Raw genomic sequence first — 17,950 nt, 5'->3', positions numbered from 1 at the left:
AACTGTCAATACGCTGGCTGCTGCTGCCACAGTTAAAAATTGATTTTTTTTGAACTTGTTTAACATTAGCAATTAACCGGAATTTCCAATCTGAACAATGTGTTTAAGAGCGTTCAATCACTCTCTTCCAAAAACGTTTGTACTCGACCATTTGGTCGCAAAACAACTCTAATTTTCGGGTTTTTCCCATTAGACACGGCAGAAACAAACGGCTCGCCGGCTAATGGCATATTAATTTGCTCGATATAATCTGCTGCGGCTTTTCCCATTGGCACAATACTTTGAATTGACCCAGTTTCATCGATCAGCACGCTGTATTCCAAAGTTTGTTCCATTCCTTCTGGAGGCTTCCAGCGTTCCTCAAAGTAAGTTCTAGCTTCTGAAACTTGAGGAATTGTATCAAATAAAGTGCGGTTTTTTTTGCTCGCCGCAGCCTGGTTGTTGTCCTCGGACTCGGTGGTTGGTTGAGCGTCCTCAAGGGGTGGGAGTTCGGTACTGGCGGGGGGGACAATCGGCTCGATGGAGCGAGGGAAGGGCGGCAGCGGGGGAACGGGAAATCGGGAAGCAGACAGGGAGGGCGGCAGGGGGGGCGGTACGGCGGGAGCTAGTCTCGGCGGTAAGGGGGGCAGCAGGTAGGGTACTGGTGCGGGTGCTTGGAGGTCGGAAATGGGCGGTTCTTGGGGGGCGGGAATAGTGATTGTTTGTCCTTGAGGGAATGCTGGGGCGCTCTGTGGGGCGCTGGGTGCGCTGCCGTTGGCGGGAAATAGCAGGGGTGGCTGCTGGATGGGGCTGGGTTTGTTGGTTGGGGAGGTTGGGGCGATGGCGATGGGGGGCAAGCTGGGGCTGGGGGAGGCGGCGGTGTTGATGGGTGGGGGCGGCAGGGGCGGTAAACCGGGTGTGGCTGGGGGTGTTGGTGCTGGGGGTGTCGGTAGGGCGGGAACTGGACTGGGGGAAACGCCTGCAGCTAGCTGGGGGTTTCCAGGAACGGGGGCGAATTGTGGATTGGCGGGGGCGGTGGCGGGGACTGAGGCGGTTTGCGGGGAGGTGGCGGCCCGATCGAGCATTTTAACAATTCCCGTCGTCAGGCCTGCGCTGGCGACAAGCATGGCTGCCACCTTGAGCCAGGGTGAGGACAGCGGCCGTTGGGACTCGCGGTTGAGGTTGGGAAGCGCGATCACTTCGGCGGCGCAGTCATCTAGTGCTGTGGCCAAGTCAAACAGTTGCAGGGTGCTCAAGGGAACTACTGGCCCGGATTCTGCGGCGCTCAAAGATCCTAAAAACAAGTTGTGGGCGAGCAAGCCGCGGGGCTCTAAGCGGGGGGGAACCGGAAGGTAGGAAGTTGGGAGAGAGTAGGGGTTGGAAGTTGCTAGTTCGGAAGTGTTGACGGCTCGATCGAATATAACGGCATTACGCGCGACTTCTGGCGAGTCTGGGCCTGCTGCGGTAAGGCCGGTTTGAGAGTTGAGGTTGCTTTCCCAATCGCGGGATTCGCTGAGCAAGTTTTGGACGTAGTTGCTGACAGCTTCGTGGAGGGTTTCGAGTTGAATTCGATCGCCCCTAAGCGTAACGTGTTGGGTATCTGGCAGCCTGGGGTCGTCGAGTCGCAGCTCGAAACTTAAAGATTTAAACACCGGTTGGCCCGCCCAGCGAGATAGAGGCGAACTTTTGGCTGTAATTTCCAGCGTGCAAGTGGGGGGCGTGAACCGTTTGAGAACCATAGCAGGAAGTCTGTTGACTGTTGACTAATGACTGTTGGCTGTTGACTGATGACTAATGACTAATGACTAATGACTAATGACTAATGACTAATGACTAATGACTGTTGTTTAATTCTTAGCGCGGTCTAGAAGAGCCAGCCAGAGTCGCCTGTGACCGCCGGGACTGCTGTAAAATAGCAAATCGATCAGGAGTTTGAGCGCCAAATTAGTCAGTTCTCGGGCGGATAAATTTTCTGCATCTTCCATACGATCGGCATAAGTGTTGCTGAACCTATCAATATAGTCTCCCAGCAAAGCGACTGTGTGAGGTTCGCGGTTTTGCTCAGCCATTTGTTCCAGCAAAGCAACAGCGCGGCGGATTAAAGCTTGGTGCTGTTTTGCCAAATGACAGCTTATCAAAACTAGCGATCGAGCTTCCTCCACATCGAGTTTTTTGCGCCCTCCCTGGCCTTTCCGCAGCGGGTTAGATTGGCGCAGCCGCCACAAAGCTACCCGATCGGCTACCATTGGCTCTAAATTCAGTTCGGCTGCTACCTTGAGCATCGCCTCTGAGCCAATTTCTGCCAGTGCTTCTAGGGCTAACAGCACTAAATCCAGTTGGGCTTTAATGTTGTCCAACTGGGTAGGTTCTGGTGCTTTTCGGGTCAATTCTTCCCAGTTGGGAGATTGACCCGTTTCGTTTGTGGGAGCGGAGGGCTTTACGGTCGAGCGCATGGCTTCAGCACGGGAAATTAAGACAGGTTGAGGCAGGATATCAAACAGTATGCAGTGATAAAAGCTTTGCGGCCTGTGGGCAACAGCACATCTGTTAATTTGTCTCCATAGCTCGTTGCTTTGATTCCGGCAATCATAACTGCTGGACGGAGTTGCGGGCTAAAAGTTGCGGCTTCAAGTTTGATCGATCACAATCCGCAAAACCCATAGATTTTTACTTCTAACCATCCTACCCCGCAGAGTGACCGAAATCAAATCAGTGCTTTGAAACTATCGGGACTTATATCAATGCAAATATCCTAGCGCTCTCGAATGCTACTTATAGTCTGTCGCTACTTATAGTCTGTCAGATTATAGTTGTCATTGCTTCATCTGGCGCCATCTATGGATATTACGGAGCAATTTGGTAAAAAAGTTAGACATTTCAGAAAGCTCAGAAATCTTTCCCAAGATCAGCTTGCAGAACTATCGGAATTACACCGCACCTATATTGGTTCAGTTGAACGAGGTGAAAGGAATATAACGCTACTTAATGCCAGCAAAATAGCCAAAGCATTATCCGTTAGTCTAGCTGAACTGGTAACTGCTGATGACTGAAAGAAGACTAGAGCAAATTTTAGCAAGATACCAAAACTCATTTACCGAAAAAATTTATGCAGAAGAGAATGAAGAACACGATATTTTAATGGATGTGTTTGGTATTTCTCCAATAATAAAAAAAGAAAATAGGCAATATTGGGGACGTGAGTTAGGTATGTGTTGGCAATTGTTAGTTACTGAAACCTGTAAAACATATTGCAGTAGCTTTCAGCCAGCATTTAAAGTTGGAAGCGATGAGCCGTGCGATCTGATTGTTGATGGGTACGCAATAGATACAAAATATCGTATTGGCTCAGGAGACTCTGGAACGCTGAAAAAGTTCAAATCTTATGGCCAACTACTTCGTACTTATAATTACGAACCCGTATTTTTAATTCTCAGACAAGATAATTTGCCCGCAGCTATTACAGCGTGCCAAGTAGGGACTTGGAAAGTTTACACTGGGGAGGATTCGTTTGAGTTCATAAAAACAATAAGCGGGTTTGATTTAAAGTCATTTCTTATTGAAAAAGTGGGAGAATTCCCTGTATACCGCTGAAACTATCAAGGCGCTTGTTGATAATCTCTATGTAGTCAGGTACAATTTCAATGCCCACATACCTAATGCCAAATTCTTGCGCCGCCAGCAATGTGGTTCCCGATCCTGCGAAAGGATCGATTAGAATAGAATTTTCCAAACGCGGTACAAATATTTCGACCAGCTTTCTCATTAGAGCGATTGGTTTAACTGTGCAATGGACGTTAAACTCCTCGGTTTTCTCACGCTGTATACCTTCTAAAATATTTGACTGAAAACCACCGAACTGATCTTTAGTATAAAATAGACCAGTACCATACTCCTGTAGAGTTTCCAAGTAATTATTGACCAGTGGTTTTTGAAGTACGCAGATTGCTTCCCATTCGTTCCTCAGACAACTGTGCCAACCATCCCATTGTTCAGAATTTTCATATCCTTTCTTCTCTAACTGTTGTTTGATATTGACACCTTTAGGAATACCACTCGATCTTTTATAAACAAGAATATCTCTCGCATAGAAACCAGCACTTTCAAGTGCAACTTGTACGTGAGCAACAGTCCGTGTGCTGTTGAAAACTAAAACTGTCGCACCCGGTTTGCAGATCCGAAAAAGCTGCTCACCCCACTCAAAGCACCACTTTTCATAATCCAGAGTGTTGTTGCGATTCCTTTGATACCATTTTTCGTTTCTGACTCCACCTGCTAAACCACTGCCATAGGGAATGTTTTTAACAAGGGTTTTATTTCCCTTGCCATTGACTCTTTCAATACGCCTTTGAATTTCTGAGTCATCCCATTTATGACCAATAAATTCATAATTATAAGGTGGGTCAGTGATACACGCAGAAATATAATTTTCTGGCAAGGTCTTCATCACTTCACGACAGTCGCCAACCAAAACTTCATTTGAGGGAGTTTTTTTCATTAGTCAGGCAGTTAGTAAAGTGGAAAATCAACTCTTAATTATTCCACATTTGCAGTATAGTATCCATTCCGGTTGCATCAGTATGATATGTTCGTTGCGACTTGTTTTGCCGCACACAAGTATATAATTACGAGTCAACCGGAAATGCGTAAATCCTCACTATTTCAAATAAACAACCGTCACACCTGCACCTCCTTCTTTTTGACTGGCGAGTTCAAAGCGGGAAACCTGCGGGTGATTCGCGAGGAACTCGTGAACCCCGCGTCGCAACTGTCCCGTACCTTTGCCGTGAATTATCCACAGGACTCCGTATTCCACGGCCTTGGAAAGAGCTCTGTCTATTTCGATTTCTGCGTCTGAGACTCTCGCACCCCGTAAGTCGATCGAATTATTAGCAGTGCGAATGGCAATTTCGGGATTGGGTTTTGCAGGTTCCGCCGCTGCTTGCTTGGCCTTAGCGGTAGCGAGTGCTTGTGCTTGGGCTGCAACCTTGGCTAATTGAGCTTTAGTTTCCGGTTTTTGACCGTCGAGGGATTCAATTTCTGCCAGTTTGACAGTCATTTTCATAATCCCAAACCGGACGCTCAACTCTTCGTTAGCGTCGGGGCCGCTGAGGACTTCGGCGGTTTGGCCCAAGCTGGGAATGCGGATGCGATCGCCCACTTTCGGCATAAAACTCGGTTTGGGTTTAGCCGGTTGCTGTCGAGAGGGCAGGTGTTTTTGGGAAATTTGATTTAAGGTTTCTGTCGCTTCTTGGGCATTTTGAGCCGTCTGGTTGCCCGACTGCAAGCGACGAATGATTTGAGCAATTTCTGATTTCGCCGACCCTATCGCCTCATTTACTGCCACTTCCTGAGCTATTTTTAGTTCTCGCTCCCGCTCTTGCAAAGCGGCTGCTTTTTGAGAAACTTCTCTGTGCAGTTTTTCGGTTTGGTGTAGCAGTTGAGTTGCTTCTCTGGCCTTGGTTTCCTGTTTCCGGCGCTGTGCTTCGAGTCCAGCAATCACTTGATTGACATCTTGAGAGGCTCCCCCGACATAGGTTTGAGCTTCTTCGACTATGGATGCTAGCAAACCGAGTCTTTTGGCAATGGTGAGGGCGTTGGAACGTCCGGGAATTCCCCACAGCAAGCGATAGGTTGGCTGCATGGAATTGTCGTCAAATTCTACTGAGGCATTTTCAAAGCGGGAGTCTTGATATTTGAGGGCTTTGAGTTCGCCAAAGTGGGTAGTTGCAACTGTTAATAGGGAATGTTGGGCGAGGTATTTCAACAGGGCGATCGCCAATGCACTGCCTTCTGAGGGGTCTGTACCCGCTCCTACTTCGTCTAACAAAACTAAAGATTTGGGAATTGGTAATTGGGAATTAGTATTTGGGATTTGGGGTTGGGGAATTTGTAATTTAGGTTTGAGAATTGGGAGAGCAGAAACAGTGTCCTGTGTATCTGTGACTTCTTGGTCTTGCTGTTGGGAATTACTAATTGGAAGGTGGGGATTTTCTTCCCCTTCAGCCTGCGATTTATTGTCATCTAAAACTTCTAAAATGCGGCTGATGCGGCGGATATGGCCGGAGAAAGTAGACAAACTTTGCTGCAAAGATTGTTCGTCACCAATATCGGCCAAAATATTGTCGAACCAAGGCAATTCTACGGGTTCGCGGGCGGCAACAAACATTCCTGCTTTCGCCATTAAAGCTGCCAATCCCAAGGTTTTGAGGGTGACTGTTTTGCCGCCAGTGTTGGGGCCGGTGATGGCGACGACGCGGATGTGCGGCCCGATCGTTAAATCGACCGGCACGACTGGAAAGCCTTGCTCGTATTGTTGCTGCCAAACTAATAAAGGATGGCGCAACTGTCGCAGGGTAATTTGCGATCGCAGGTTGCGAATTAATAATTGACTGTTTTCTGAGTTTTCCTCATCTTCTTTTTCCTCTTTTTCCTCATCTTCTGTTTCGGGATTTTTTGGTGCTAATTCTGGCTCTCCCAATTCGATAAATTTCGGCGGATTTGCTTGCAACCAAAAACTATAACGCGATTTAGCGGCCGCTAAATCTAAAGTTGTAACTACCACCACCAATCTGTCTAAATCTGGTTTTACTGCTGCGACTTGCTCCGTGAGGGCGCGGCGGACTGCTTCTTCTTCGGCTTGTTCTTGCCTGAGCAACTGCCGCATTTGGTTGTTAAGATTGACTGTGCTGTGGGGCTCAACGTACAGTGTCGCGCCGCTGGCCGAGGAGTCGTGAACGATGCCCGGTATGGCATCTTTTTGGGGAGCTTTGACGGGAATGACAAAGCGTCCGCTTCTTTGGGTAATTAGCTGTTCTTGTACGGCGTTGGATTGGCGCTGCAAAATCCCCTGCAATATTTGATAAATGCGATCGCGCAACTGTCGCATTTGAACTCTAATTCCTGCTAATTTAGGAGTGGCTCTGTCTGCTACTTGAGCGCGATCGTCTATACAGCGATGGATTTCTTGCTCTAGTTCGGGATAAGTCCGCAATTGAGCTGCCAGTTCTTTGAGCGTCGGCACATCTGGCTGAGAGTCAATTATCCGGCGCAATTGCCTTGCTCCAGCGAGGGTAGTAGCAATTGCCAGCAATTCTTCGCCGCTGAGCAAACCTTGCAGTTCGGCTCGCTGCAGGGAAGTGCCGATGTCTTGGATTCCTTCAAAACTCAAAGCACCGCCAGCGCGGCTCTCTAACTGATAAGCTTCCTGAGTTTGGGCTAGGAGTTCTGCTGTTTGAGCTTGAGTTGCCGGGATTTCGAGGTCGAGGGCGGCGGCAACGCCGAGTTTGGTGGCCGCGAAGGTAGCCAAGTGCTGACACAGGCGCGGCCATTCTAATAGTTCTAGTGTTTCGGCTTGAATCAAAGTTGAGGTGGTGTTGGTAATTGGCATTCTCAGGCGCTGACCGAGAAGGTGAATTTAACGATACTATTAATTGATTTTAAAGTTTTTTATTGTTTCCTGGCGCAATTTGAGAAAGTATCTGCGATCGCCCTCAGCAGTCTTTCGGCAGAAAGCTCTGATGTACCATTAATTACGAAGGAGAAAATTTGCATTTTTGCATTGCCCGTCTAAAATTATACCTTCTAGTGATACCATTCCCCAAAAAATTTGCAACTTTAGGCAATCTCCCAACTATTATACAGTAAATCATTCCCAATTTTTTGATCTAAAATATAAAATCTAAAATGGTATGGGCGATTTGGGGTTTTGAGGAAGCGGGCATCGGTTGTTTTTTGATGTAATTGAACTATTTTGGAATTTTAAATCTGTCAGCGCAATTCTGGCGGTTGTATCCTAAAAAGTAATTTGTAGAGTTGGTAGAAGTATGGCAAAGATTCTGGCGATCATCGGGGATACTGTGACTTTTCAAGTTGTGCAAGAGTTACTCAGCCAAGAGGGACATCAGGTGAGAGTCGTTCCCGACGACAAGGAGGGTTTAGACTTGGCGAGGGAATTTTCCCCCGATGCGATAATTTGCGACGGGACTTCCCCTCAAATCAACTTTTTGGAGGTGTGCCGGCTGGTGAAAGTCGATTCCCTACGGGATAGCTTCGCTTCACGAGAATTGGCAACAGCCTATTTTATTCTGCTGACAACACCGGAGCAATTGGATGAAATCCAAGAATTGGATGCGCCCTTTGACGATTTTCTGTTTAAACCGATTGTTAAGCAGGAATTATTGGCGCGGGTGCGCGCGTCTAAGCGATCACACGAGTTGAGGGCGCGGTTGGAGTTCACCCAGCAAGAATTGGATCTGTCGCGCGATCGAATTCTGCAAACAGAAAAAATGTCTAGTTTGGGCGAATTGGTGTCGGGTATAGCCCACGAAATTAACAACCCAATTACTTTTATTTACAGCAATCTAACTCACGTCCAAAGCTACACAACCGATTTAATTGAACTGCTGCGATTGTATCAAAAAGAGCTAGTCAATCCCGGATCGGAAATTCTGCAAAAACAACAAGATATGGATGTGGAATTCGTACTCGACGATTTATTAAAAATTGTGAGTTCCATGCGTACCGGGAGCGATCGCATCCGCCAAATAATCTTGTCGCTACAGGATTTTTCCCGCAGCGATCGATCGGGCTGGCAGTTATTTGATGTTTCCGACGGTTTAGAAAATACTCTGTTGTTGTTGCAGCACCGCTTGCCGGCTCGCGAGGGAAGGCGAGACATCAAAGTGATGAAACAATTCGGCAATTTGCCACAGATTGAGTGTTACGCAGGTCTGCTCAATCAAGCTTTTCTGAATATCATCAATCACGCGATCGATGTTTTAGAAGAGTCGGCTCAAGAGTTGGCAGAGTTAGAATCAATCAAATTTAAGCCTGTGATTTTGATTAGCACTCAGGTGGTCGATGCTCAGCGAATTTCGATTGAGATTGCTGATAACGACATGGCAATTAGCAAAGATATCACAGCGCAACTTTCTGAGCCATTTTTGGTTGCCCAACCTGCGGAACCACCTATATCATCGGGACTTGCTCTCAGCTATCGGATAATTGTAGAGCAGCACAAAGGAGAGTTCAAGTGTTTTTCCGAACCGGGTAAAGGCACTAAAATTCAGATAGAAATTCCGCTGCGTCACAGTTAATTCACAGTATTTACCGTTGATGGGGCGGGTTTTTGAAATTGTTGGTTTTAGCCGGAAATTGTTGTGAATCCGCCCCATCAATGACTGCATTTTTTAAATGTAAAATTTTATATAGGGCTTGCTGAAAAAGCCCACAAATCGAATCTAGGTGCCAAACAGCTTGAAAAATGGGAGATTCGGAGATGGGTTCCCAAATTTACTCCACAATTTTCCACCGAAATCCAAGGATTTTGAGCCAAAAAACGTCATAACGAGAGCACTTTTTTGTGTTTAAAAATCTTGAAACCCTTGGCAGTCATAGCTTCTAGTGCTATTCAGCAAGCCCTATATAGGAAATAGCAGCAGGGGAGCATCTCACTTTTGTAACCAAGCTAGAAATTGGAGTTTTGAGGCAGGAGTCAGAAGGAAGGAGCCAGAAGGAAGGAGCCAGAAGAAGTGTTTTTACAAATATGAGATGCTCCTAGCAGAAGTTATCGAAAAGAGATGATAGTTGATATCCAAGAGATTGGAAGGAGAGGCGAAAACAATTTTTAATTCGGTGGTGAGATAGGCGTTGGTGAATGAAACTCTGAGCGAAATTTCGGTTATAATTGATATAATTAATCTGCGTTAATCTGTGTTAATCCGCCCTGATCTGCGGTAAAAAAAAGACAATTTATCGGGCCGCAGATGACAAAGAATTGACGCAGATTCACGCGCTTGTCGAGAATAGAAATATGAATAATTTCGATGCTAACAGATTTGATATTAAGCTAAATTAGGACTTACCCAGCAATCCTATGGAGAGGGGCAACCACAGGGGACTGCCCCTACAAAACGTGCTCATGTAGATGTTGTGTGTCCAGCAGTGGAATAAGTGACATACTCCTACATCAAACCGAGTACGGTTATGATGTAGGCTTCTTTGCAGCCCGATGAAGGGTTTGCAAAATTTCCTTCGTGGTACTTTTATCCATAGTTCCTACTACAGAAAGCTTCCCACTACGGCGTTTTATACTGGGGAAAATGTCCAACCCCAGTCTTTTTAGATTGATCGCAGCATTGATGTCGCGGTCAACCGTCAAAGATTCCTGCTCATCCCAATAGTCTCTGATGCTGCAATCGGTGAAAATTATTTCATCCCGATAGCTGAGAACCATTGAAGTATAAGCAGGGTTTTTAGAAATAACAACTGCCCCAGCTTTGGCGGCTATGTAGTTCAGTGTTGTAAAGAAGTTACCAAATGCAGCGTCAGACCAAGACTTATTTAATCCTGACTTTGCTGATTGATTATTTGACAGAAAAGTTCCATCTTCAGCCTGTTTAGGTTTGTTCCGTTTGGTCAAACCTTTCAGATTCAAGTCTTCGTGAAAGAAGATTTTCTTACCATTTTTCACTAGCTTGTGGGCTGTATTGTAGTGAAAATCTTTACGACAACGTGCAATGCGTTGGTGCTGTCTAGCTTCACGCTTTGCCAGTTTACGACGAGATTTACTACCTCGTTTCCGCTGATTTCGCTTGGTTGAAATTCGGTCTAATTTGGCTTGATTCTTGCCTAGAGGCTTAAGAGACGAGAGTTTTTCACCTTCAGAGGTTGCCAGATACACGTCTTCATGCAAAACTGCATCCAATCCCAACGAATTATCCCAAGTCGATACAATTGTGTCCTGACTTTGAGTTGGCACACTCACGTCCTCTAGGACGAATTGAACAAACCAACCATCAGCCTTTTTCGTGACACTGACTTGCTTGACGATGAATCCATCTGGAGTTGGACGGTGCATTCTAACTTTGGCAACTCCCAACTTAGGGAGTTTCAAGTACAGCCAGTTTTTCCTAGTTAGTTTAATCCAACTATTACTCGCCGTAGCGAAAATCATAGTTCTGAAGCTAGCTTCAGATTTAAACCGTGGTCTACCCGATTTACCGCCACTGCTGTCACCAACGATGAATCGCTCAAATGCCTTGTCAACACGCTTTGATACGTCTTGTAAAACGGTTGAGTCCACTCTTGAAAAGTCCAGCAATTCACCGCTATGAAAAACTTTTACCAAATCTTTCTTGATAATTGGTAACTGTTTTTTCTGGCTATAATAGTTGGGCTTTTCTCGGACAGGGGCGATACTACTAATTAGCGGACAAGCATTTACGCTTGAACGATTCATCGACCACCAATCAAACCTGTCTCCCAGTTGGCGGTTGTACCAATAACGACAAATTCTCAGCCACTCATTTAATCTGAGTTTCTGATTAGTGTCGGGATAAAATTTGTACTGGTACGTCGTTTGCACCATTGTTTTGGGATTTTAGCTTTACTTGGTGTTATGGTAGCAGATGTAATTATTCAGTGTCAATACCGTGAGCCAAGATTTTATCCACAAGGCACGAGGAGTTTCGGCGCTCAAGTGTCACTTGGTGTTAACTACGAAGTATCGAAAGAAAATCCTGACAAGCCCAATGCTGACAAGGCTTGAATCGATCTTCAGGGACTTAATGGGAAAATGGGAGGGAAGACTGATAGAATTCAACGGGGAGAGCGATCATGTTTACCTGTTGTTGCAGTACAACCCGCAGACAGAACCAAGTAAGTTGATTAACAACTTAAAAACTGTTTCTAGTCGGTATTTAAGGAAAGAGTTCGCAGACGAAATTAACCAAGCTTACTGGAAAGAAGTATTTTGGACAAATGGATACTTTATCGCTTCTTGCGGTGGAGTAACTGTTGAACAATTGAAAAAATACATCGACGAGCAAAATAGACCTACCGAATAAAGAATTCGTTCGTCTCGTCATCCACTCGCTCACGGATCAATGCTTTAAGCATATGAGGTCGCAAGCGGGTGGAATCCTCATCTTCAGCAAGTCTTTCATCCCACACTAACCGAAGCGGTATAGTGTGGGGATTCCCGCCTGTTTAGCTAAAGGGAGACTTGCGCGCCTTGAGTATCGAGGCCGATCGCCCTTACCTCAGCATTTACCCCAAATTCCCCCCAAGCAGCCACCATCGCTTTCTCAACAGCCTCAGCGGATGTCACATCCGTTAAAGCCAAAAGCGTCGGCCCGGCACCGCTAATTACCATTCCACAAGCCCCTGCATTCACGGCGGCTTCTTGCACCCTTTCATATCCGTTAATCAGAGATTGCCGGTAAGGTTGGTGAATTTTGTCTTGGAGGGCGCAGCGCAGCCAGTTTTCATTCCCAGTTTCCAAAGCCCGCACTAGCAAACCGAGGTGTGCAGCATTAAAAATCGCGTCAGCCTTACTGTAATCTGCTGGCAAAACTCGGCGGGCTTCGGCTGTAGACAGTTCAAAATCCGGGATGGCTACCACAGCCACAATATTTGGATGCCAGGGAATATCGCAAATCTCCCAGGAACCCCCCCCTTGCCCCGCTTCGGTAAGGGGGAGTGATGGTTGAATTTCCGCATCTAAGGGTGATTGTTCTCTTAGCCCCGCTTCACGGAGGGGGAGTTGTTCTCTTAGCCCCCCCTTAGTCAGGGGAGATTGGGGGGGTGCATTGCTAGCAGCGAGGCGACAACCTCCGAGTAAAGCGGGGACAACGTTGTCGGGATGGCCTTCAAGTTCGATCGCCAATTGCATCACTTCCACCTGACTCAAAGGCTTTCCGGCTAATTCATTTGCACCGACTAACCCACCGATAATAGCTGTGGCGGAACTTCCTAAACCTCTAGCCAGCGGCACTTGCATATCTATATGTATGGCTACGGGCGGTGGCGATTGGTTCAGGCGATCGTATAACTTGACAAATGCTTGATAGGCGAGATTGCTTTCGTCTGTCTTGACTTTGGCGGCTTCTTTGCCTGTAACTGTAATTTTTAGTTTCTCTGTTGCGGAGGCTTCTAGTCGGGAGAATTGGAAATGATTGTAGAGGCTTAAAGCGGCGCCGATGCAGTCGAATCCGGGGCCGAGGTTGGCGGTGGTGGCGGGTACGGTAACGGTGATAGTGGAAGTTACGGACATTTTTTGAATGGTGGATTTGGAATGTTTAACCGCCGATGAATGCGGATGAACGCAGAGCGAAGGATATTATTATACTATGTTTTCAAAAGCACTCTATTTTTGCAGACTTTTAAGATGCTGTATGGCATCTTGATAATCGTTGGTATTGCCGTCTTTTTGATAAAGTTCCGCTGCTTTTTGATAATCGGCGATCGCCCCCGGTTTGTCTTCTAAGAACTCGCGGACTCTGGCGCGGTTGTAGTAAGCGTCGCCGTAGTTGGGGTTGATTTCAATGGCGCGATCGAAATCTGCTTTAGCTGCTGGGTAGTCTTGGAGGTTCCGCCCGCGAATTATGCCACGTTTGTTGTGCGCTTTGGCGTAGTTTGGATTGAGGCGGATGGCTTCGGTGTAATCGGCGATCGCGCCTTCAATGTCGCCTGCTTCGGACTTGGCTAAACCGCTGTTAAATAAGTCTTCAGCAGAATTTTGAACGATGAGTATTGGCGCTGACTCTGCTGGAATGGCAGGGGATATGCCACCCAAAACGGTAACAAATCCTAAAATGCCGATCGCCGGGTAAAAGTGTTTCATAAATCTAAGCAAAAATTCGAGCGACAGAGCAACTAAAACCGGGTAACAAAGGCGAGGTCAATTCATCAGCGCTCAACAGCGTAGCAATGAGTCTTAAACTTGCTTGTTCCCTGCGATAAACTTCTATTTGCTGCAACCGCCAATTCACAATCCAGTATTCCTGTACTCCTCGTACCGAATAGAGTCTGAGTTTCAAATCTCGATCGCGTCTTTCATTGTCTGCACCGAGGGACAATACTTCAACAACTAACTCAGGTGCGGCGGTTAAATGGCCGGCTTCGTCTAGCAAGATAGCCAAGCGTTCATTGCTGGCCCAAACTACATCAGGAATAACGTTATCAGCATCCGTGAAAATGATACCTGGATTGATTCCTGCTCGTCCTAAATTAGTCTCTCGCGACCAAGTATTAAGTTCTTGGTAGAGGTTGCCTATAGCTTGTTGATGACCCCAATGCGGTGCTCTAGTCACAAATAACTCTCCATCAATAATTTCGTAACGATCGCCGTTATCGGGCAATAGTTCTAAATCGGCGGTAGTCCAGCGTACTTTATCAGATATTGTCTGGTTCATACAAGCACTCTTGATAGGTGATACAAACATTCTAAACGATCGAGCTTATACACGCTCCGCGGCTTGAAACAATAGGCATACACTGACTTTCGCTTTTTGCAGGCGAAACTCAGAATATTGAAACCCGCCTGGGCGCGGGTTTCGTTTTTGTAGAGGCGATTTCGCATCGCCAAATTGTCCGATCGCCCAATTTAAAATTATTTAAAATTTTAAATCGCCGGATTACTTCAAAATAGTTTTAGAAGCAATCCGAGTTTTCTTGCGATCGGCTTCACTCAATTGTTCACCAGATTGCAAACGAGTAGCAGAGGTTTGTAGCACAGTTGCGGCACTTTTATCGCCCATTTGCAAAGCAGTTTTAGCGGCAGTTTGCAGCATCGTTGCCGCACCAGCGCGATCGCCCTGTTGTAACCTAGTTTCTGCAAGTTGAGTTTGGCGGTATTTAGCCAAAGCTAAAATGTGCTGTTGTACCATCGGGTTAAGAGCCGGCTGATAAACTTTCAGGACATTAGCAGAAAGTGCCACAGGATCGGAAAGCAAACTTTGACCGACAGTCGGATCGTCGTAGCGAATTTGCAATTGCCCGATCGTCTGTGTACCTTCGGGCAACTGTCCAATATAAATATTAGCCAAAACTACTCGCTCTATATCCTTCATTAAATCTCCCAGGCGCACCATAAAACGATCGCCCTCTTGCTGTACCGGTAATTCGATCGTATCCGGGGCAACTTGGGCGATCGGTTTGAGTTCGGCTAACCGCACTTTTGGCATCAGTGAAAATAGCAAATAAGCATTAGTCAAACCTACACCTTGGATGCGAGTAAATAGTTTGCCAAACTCGTCAACCGCATCTTCGGGACGCTGAATGTGAGCCAGAGCACCGCCGCCAGCGTCAGCAATTTTTTCCAAAATATCCTGGTTCCAGTTATCGCCAAATCCCAGAGAATTTAAAGTCATGTTGTAGTCGGCAGCCAATTTAGCCAACTTCAAACAGCGGCTGTCGTCGCCGTGTTCGTTTTCGCCGTCAGTCAGCAGAAACGCCTGAGATATAGCTTCTTTTTTGCCTTTGCCCAACTCTTCAATACCTAACTTAATGCCCTCATCAATTGCTGTGCCACCGGCCGATCGCAATTGCTCAATTTGCCGTTTAATGCTGCTGGGATCTCCCACAATTTGATTGGGGACGAGGACTTTGGCTTTATGATCGAAAGCCACCGCGCAAAAGCGATCCCCGGGCTTCAACCTGTCGAGCAACCGTCCGGCGGCTTGTTTGACGGTTTCCAAGGGGCGTCCGCCCATCGAACCGCTGTGGTCGAGAATCAGGCACAGGTTTAAGGGTACGCTGGAGTCGATCGAGCTTGCCGTCGCAGATACCGAAATCGCTAGCTGGCGCTGCGTTGAGGGCGCAGCAGCGTCAAGGTTAGGGTCGTTTAAAACCGGGAGCAAACTAACTTTCATGCGGGATACCTAAAGATTGCGTTACTATTTCTTTAAGAATAGCTCCATCAGTTCAGGCAACATTTCGGTTATATGAACACACCAATTAAAGCTGTGCAATCGCCATACTACGGGGAAGGGAACTCTCGGACGCCACCTCCCGATTTGCCATCCCTGTTGCTGAAGGAGCGGATCGTTTATCTGGGTATGCCTCTAGTGCCTGCGGTAACAGAACTGATTATCGCTGAACTGTTGTTCTTGCAGTACGAAGATGCCGAGAAGCCGATCAAAATCTACATCAACTCGACCGGCACTTCTGGTTACAGTGGCGAACCCGTCGGCTTTGAAACAGAAGCCTTCGCTATCTGCGACACAATCAGATACATTAAGCCGCCCGTGCACACTATTTGCCTCGGTTCGGCAATGGGGATGTCTGCGATGCTGTTAGCGGCTGGTACAAAAGGCTTTCGAGCGAGTTTGCCCCACGCTTCTATTGTGTTGCACCAACCCAAGGCTTACACGCGGGGTCAAGCAAGCGACATTCAAATTCGGGCTAAGGAAGTGCTGGCAAATAAAGCAACAATGCTTGAGATTTTTGCAAGCTGTACAGGCCAACCGATCGAAAAGATTACTAAAGATATGGATCGGTTGCTGTACCTGACGCCCCAGGAAGCTAAAGAATACGGTTTGATCGATCGAGTTCTTGAAAGTTCCGAAGAATTGCCGAAACCGCTGCCGGCTGGAGTCATCTAACTGGGAATGGGGAATAGGGAATGGGGAATGAGTAAGAATTAAGGGTTAATGGCTAGTAGTTTCTACCCTGATTAGTTATTCAATAGTCTTTTTATGACTAACAATGCCCGATGCCCAATGCCCAATGCCCGATGCCCAATGCCCGATGCCCAATTGCCCGATCACCAATTACCAACTAAACGGAGTTCCGAATTATGCCTATCGGTGTGCCAAAAGTTCCCTACAAGATGCCGGGGGGTTATGATACTCAGTGGATTAATATCTACGATCGCCTCTACCGGGAACGGATTATTTTCTTGGGCAGGGACGTTGACGATGAAATTGCCAATCAAATCATCGCTGTGATGCTCTATCTCGATTCGGAAGATTCAGGTAAGGATATCATTTTGTACATCAATTCCCCAGGCGGGATGGTGTCGGCAGGCATGGCTATTTTTGATACCATGCAGCACATTAAATCGGACGTGGTGACGATTTGTGTGGGCTTGGCTGCTTCGATGGGTTCTTTCCTGTTAGCTGCCGGTGCGAAGGGGAAACGGTTAGCTTTGCCTCACTCGCGAATCATGATTCACCAGCCTTCTGGGGGCGCCCGGGGACAAGCAACGGATATTCAGATTGAGGCGAAAGAGATTTTGCGGCTGCGCCACCAACTGAATAATATCTATGCTAAGAATACTGGCAAGCCGATCGAGAAAATCGAGAAGGACATGGATCGCGACTATTTCATGTCCGCTGAGGAAGCCAAGGAATACGGCTTGATTGACAGAGTGATCGAAGATCGTCCGTAAGTTATTTTTTCGCTTCAGTAGCGCGGGCCACCCTCGCACTACGACCTAGTTCCCAGTAAATTTTGGCAGAATCTTTACATTTAAGGATTCTGCCATATTTAATGGTACTATCAACGCTCATTCATGCTAAATGGATATTGCAGATTATTACCGACAGTTAGGACTGAGGTCTGGTGCCAGTTTATCGCAAGTTAAAGCCTCTTATCGGCAGTTAGCGAGACAGTATCACCCCGATGTGAATCCGGGAAACGAACAGGCTAAGAATAAGTTTATTGCTATTACTGAGGCTTATAAGTTCTTGGTGAATATTGCCCCCCACTATGTTGGGGAGTCGAAAGTTGCCAATTCAACTGTGCCACCTACTTCGACGCCGCCGGATCTGGGGGTGAAAGCTCAACCGCAGGCAGTTAAAGTGACTCGAAAACAGGCTGCGGTTCAATCTAATGCGGATCTTCTGTCGGCTGCAGAACAAAAGTTAAAGCAAGATGCTTATTTTGAGCTGCAGCAGTTGCTGAAATATCAGAGGTTCCCGCGGGCGATCGCCTTGATTGAGGGTTTGGCCCAGCGGGTTCCCGAAGATTTGGAGGTGCGTCAGTGGCAGGCGATCGCCTATCAGCGCTGGGGACGGCATTTGATCGGGGAAAAGCAGGTTGATAAGGCGAGAATTTATTTGAAAAAGGCTGTGAAAACTGACCCTCACAATCGGGCGTTGTGGGCGGAAGTTGAGCGAGATTTTCGCAAGTTGGAACAGATTTATTAGACTTGCTAGGCTATCAATTTTTGAGCGATCGAGAAACC

Annotated in this window: 16 protein-coding genes; 7 read left to right on the top strand and 9 right to left on the bottom strand. The window is 46.9% G+C overall.

Features of this window, described 5'->3' with window-relative positions; all coding sequences use genetic code 11:
• Positions 1-113 precede the first annotated feature (113 nt).
• Entirely contained in the window at positions 114-1,718 is a 1,605-nt protein-coding gene (locus tag QUA58_RS17850) for a DUF4335 domain-containing protein (RefSeq protein WP_333395116.1), read from the bottom strand.
• Positions 1,719-1,826: 108 nt separating this feature from the next.
• The gene (locus QUA58_RS17845) at positions 1,827-2,432 is read right to left on the bottom strand and encodes a DUF3038 domain-containing protein (RefSeq protein ID WP_333395114.1); all 606 of its coding nucleotides are present in this window, start codon (positions 2,430-2,432) and stop codon (positions 1,827-1,829) included.
• Positions 2,433-2,816: 384 nt separating this feature from the next.
• Here QUA58_RS17845 and QUA58_RS17840 point away from each other — a divergent pair, with 384 nt between their 5' ends.
• On the top strand, positions 2,817-3,029 hold the full coding sequence (locus QUA58_RS17840; RefSeq protein WP_333044298.1) for a helix-turn-helix transcriptional regulator: 213 nt from the start codon (positions 2,817-2,819) through the stop codon (positions 3,027-3,029).
• Positions 3,022-3,570 (top strand): hypothetical protein, encoded by a 549-nt coding sequence (locus QUA58_RS17835; RefSeq protein WP_333395112.1) that lies wholly within the window; start codon positions 3,022-3,024, stop codon positions 3,568-3,570. Before QUA58_RS17840 ends, QUA58_RS17835 begins: the two co-directional genes overlap by 8 nt.
• Here the strand turns inward: QUA58_RS17835 and QUA58_RS17830 are convergent.
• Positions 3,533-4,474: a site-specific DNA-methyltransferase gene (locus tag QUA58_RS17830; protein ID WP_333395110.1), complete on the bottom strand. Its 942-nt coding sequence runs from the start codon at positions 4,472-4,474 to the stop codon at positions 3,533-3,535. The genes QUA58_RS17835 and QUA58_RS17830 overlap by 38 nt on opposite strands.
• 159 nt (positions 4,475-4,633) lie before the next feature.
• Complete coding sequence (locus QUA58_RS17825; RefSeq protein ID WP_333395137.1) at positions 4,634-7,339, bottom strand: endonuclease MutS2; 2,706 nt, start codon at positions 7,337-7,339, stop codon at positions 4,634-4,636.
• A gap of 463 nt (positions 7,340-7,802) precedes the next feature.
• Here QUA58_RS17825 and QUA58_RS17820 point away from each other — a divergent pair, with 463 nt between their 5' ends.
• Complete coding sequence (locus QUA58_RS17820; protein ID WP_333395108.1) at positions 7,803-9,074, top strand: ATP-binding protein; 1,272 nt, start codon at positions 7,803-7,805, stop codon at positions 9,072-9,074.
• Positions 9,075-9,961: 887 nt separating this feature from the next.
• Here QUA58_RS17820 and QUA58_RS17815 read toward each other — a convergent pair.
• Complete coding sequence (locus QUA58_RS17815) at positions 9,962-11,347, bottom strand: transposase (protein WP_333395107.1); 1,386 nt, start codon at positions 11,345-11,347, stop codon at positions 9,962-9,964.
• Between the two features lie 64 nt (positions 11,348-11,411).
• On the opposite strand from QUA58_RS17815, the gene tnpA reads away from it, so the two are divergent.
• Positions 11,412-11,825 (top strand): IS200/IS605 family transposase, encoded by a 414-nt coding sequence (gene tnpA / locus QUA58_RS17810; protein ID WP_333255628.1) that lies wholly within the window; start codon positions 11,412-11,414, stop codon positions 11,823-11,825.
• Between the two features lie 146 nt (positions 11,826-11,971).
• Here tnpA and thrB read toward each other — a convergent pair whose 3' ends face one another.
• From thrB to QUA58_RS17790, 4 genes are all read right to left on the bottom strand, one after another.
• Complete coding sequence (thrB, locus tag QUA58_RS17805) at positions 11,972-13,033, bottom strand: homoserine kinase (protein ID WP_333395106.1); 1,062 nt, start codon at positions 13,031-13,033, stop codon at positions 11,972-11,974.
• A gap of 93 nt (positions 13,034-13,126) precedes the next feature.
• Positions 13,127-13,603, bottom strand: coding sequence for a tetratricopeptide repeat protein (locus QUA58_RS17800; protein ID WP_333395104.1), 477 nt, complete (start codon positions 13,601-13,603; stop codon positions 13,127-13,129).
• Positions 13,604-13,607: 4 nt separating this feature from the next.
• Entirely contained in the window at positions 13,608-14,174 is a 567-nt protein-coding gene (locus QUA58_RS17795) for a Uma2 family endonuclease (RefSeq protein WP_333255622.1), read from the bottom strand.
• 222 nt (positions 14,175-14,396) lie between these two features.
• Positions 14,397-15,632 carry a VWA domain-containing protein gene (locus QUA58_RS17790; protein ID WP_333255621.1) on the bottom strand — a complete coding sequence of 412 codons (1,236 nt, stop codon included), beginning with the start codon at positions 15,630-15,632 and terminating at the stop codon, positions 14,397-14,399.
• A 72-nt stretch (positions 15,633-15,704) separates the two neighbouring features.
• On the opposite strand from QUA58_RS17790, the gene QUA58_RS17785 reads away from it, so the two are divergent.
• The 3 genes from QUA58_RS17785 (at position 15,705) to QUA58_RS17775 (ending at position 17,912) form a co-directional block, all read left to right on the top strand.
• Complete coding sequence (locus tag QUA58_RS17785) at positions 15,705-16,364, top strand: ATP-dependent Clp protease proteolytic subunit (protein WP_333255619.1); 660 nt, start codon at positions 15,705-15,707, stop codon at positions 16,362-16,364.
• A 194-nt stretch (positions 16,365-16,558) separates the two neighbouring features.
• Complete coding sequence (locus tag QUA58_RS17780) at positions 16,559-17,152, top strand: ATP-dependent Clp protease proteolytic subunit (RefSeq protein ID WP_333121390.1); 594 nt, start codon at positions 16,559-16,561, stop codon at positions 17,150-17,152.
• Between the two features lie 130 nt (positions 17,153-17,282).
• A complete protein-coding gene (locus tag QUA58_RS17775; RefSeq protein ID WP_333255616.1) occupies positions 17,283-17,912 on the top strand; it encodes a J domain-containing protein in 630 nt (209 codons plus the stop codon).
• The last annotated feature ends 38 nt before the right edge of the window (positions 17,913-17,950 follow it).

Source organism: Microcoleus sp. N9_A1 (genome assembly GCF_036701795.1).
GTDB lineage: Bacteria > Cyanobacteriota > Cyanobacteriia > Cyanobacteriales > Microcoleaceae > Microcoleus.
The sequence above is the reverse complement of the archived record's forward strand: the minus strand, read 5'-3'. Positions and strand labels throughout refer to the sequence as shown.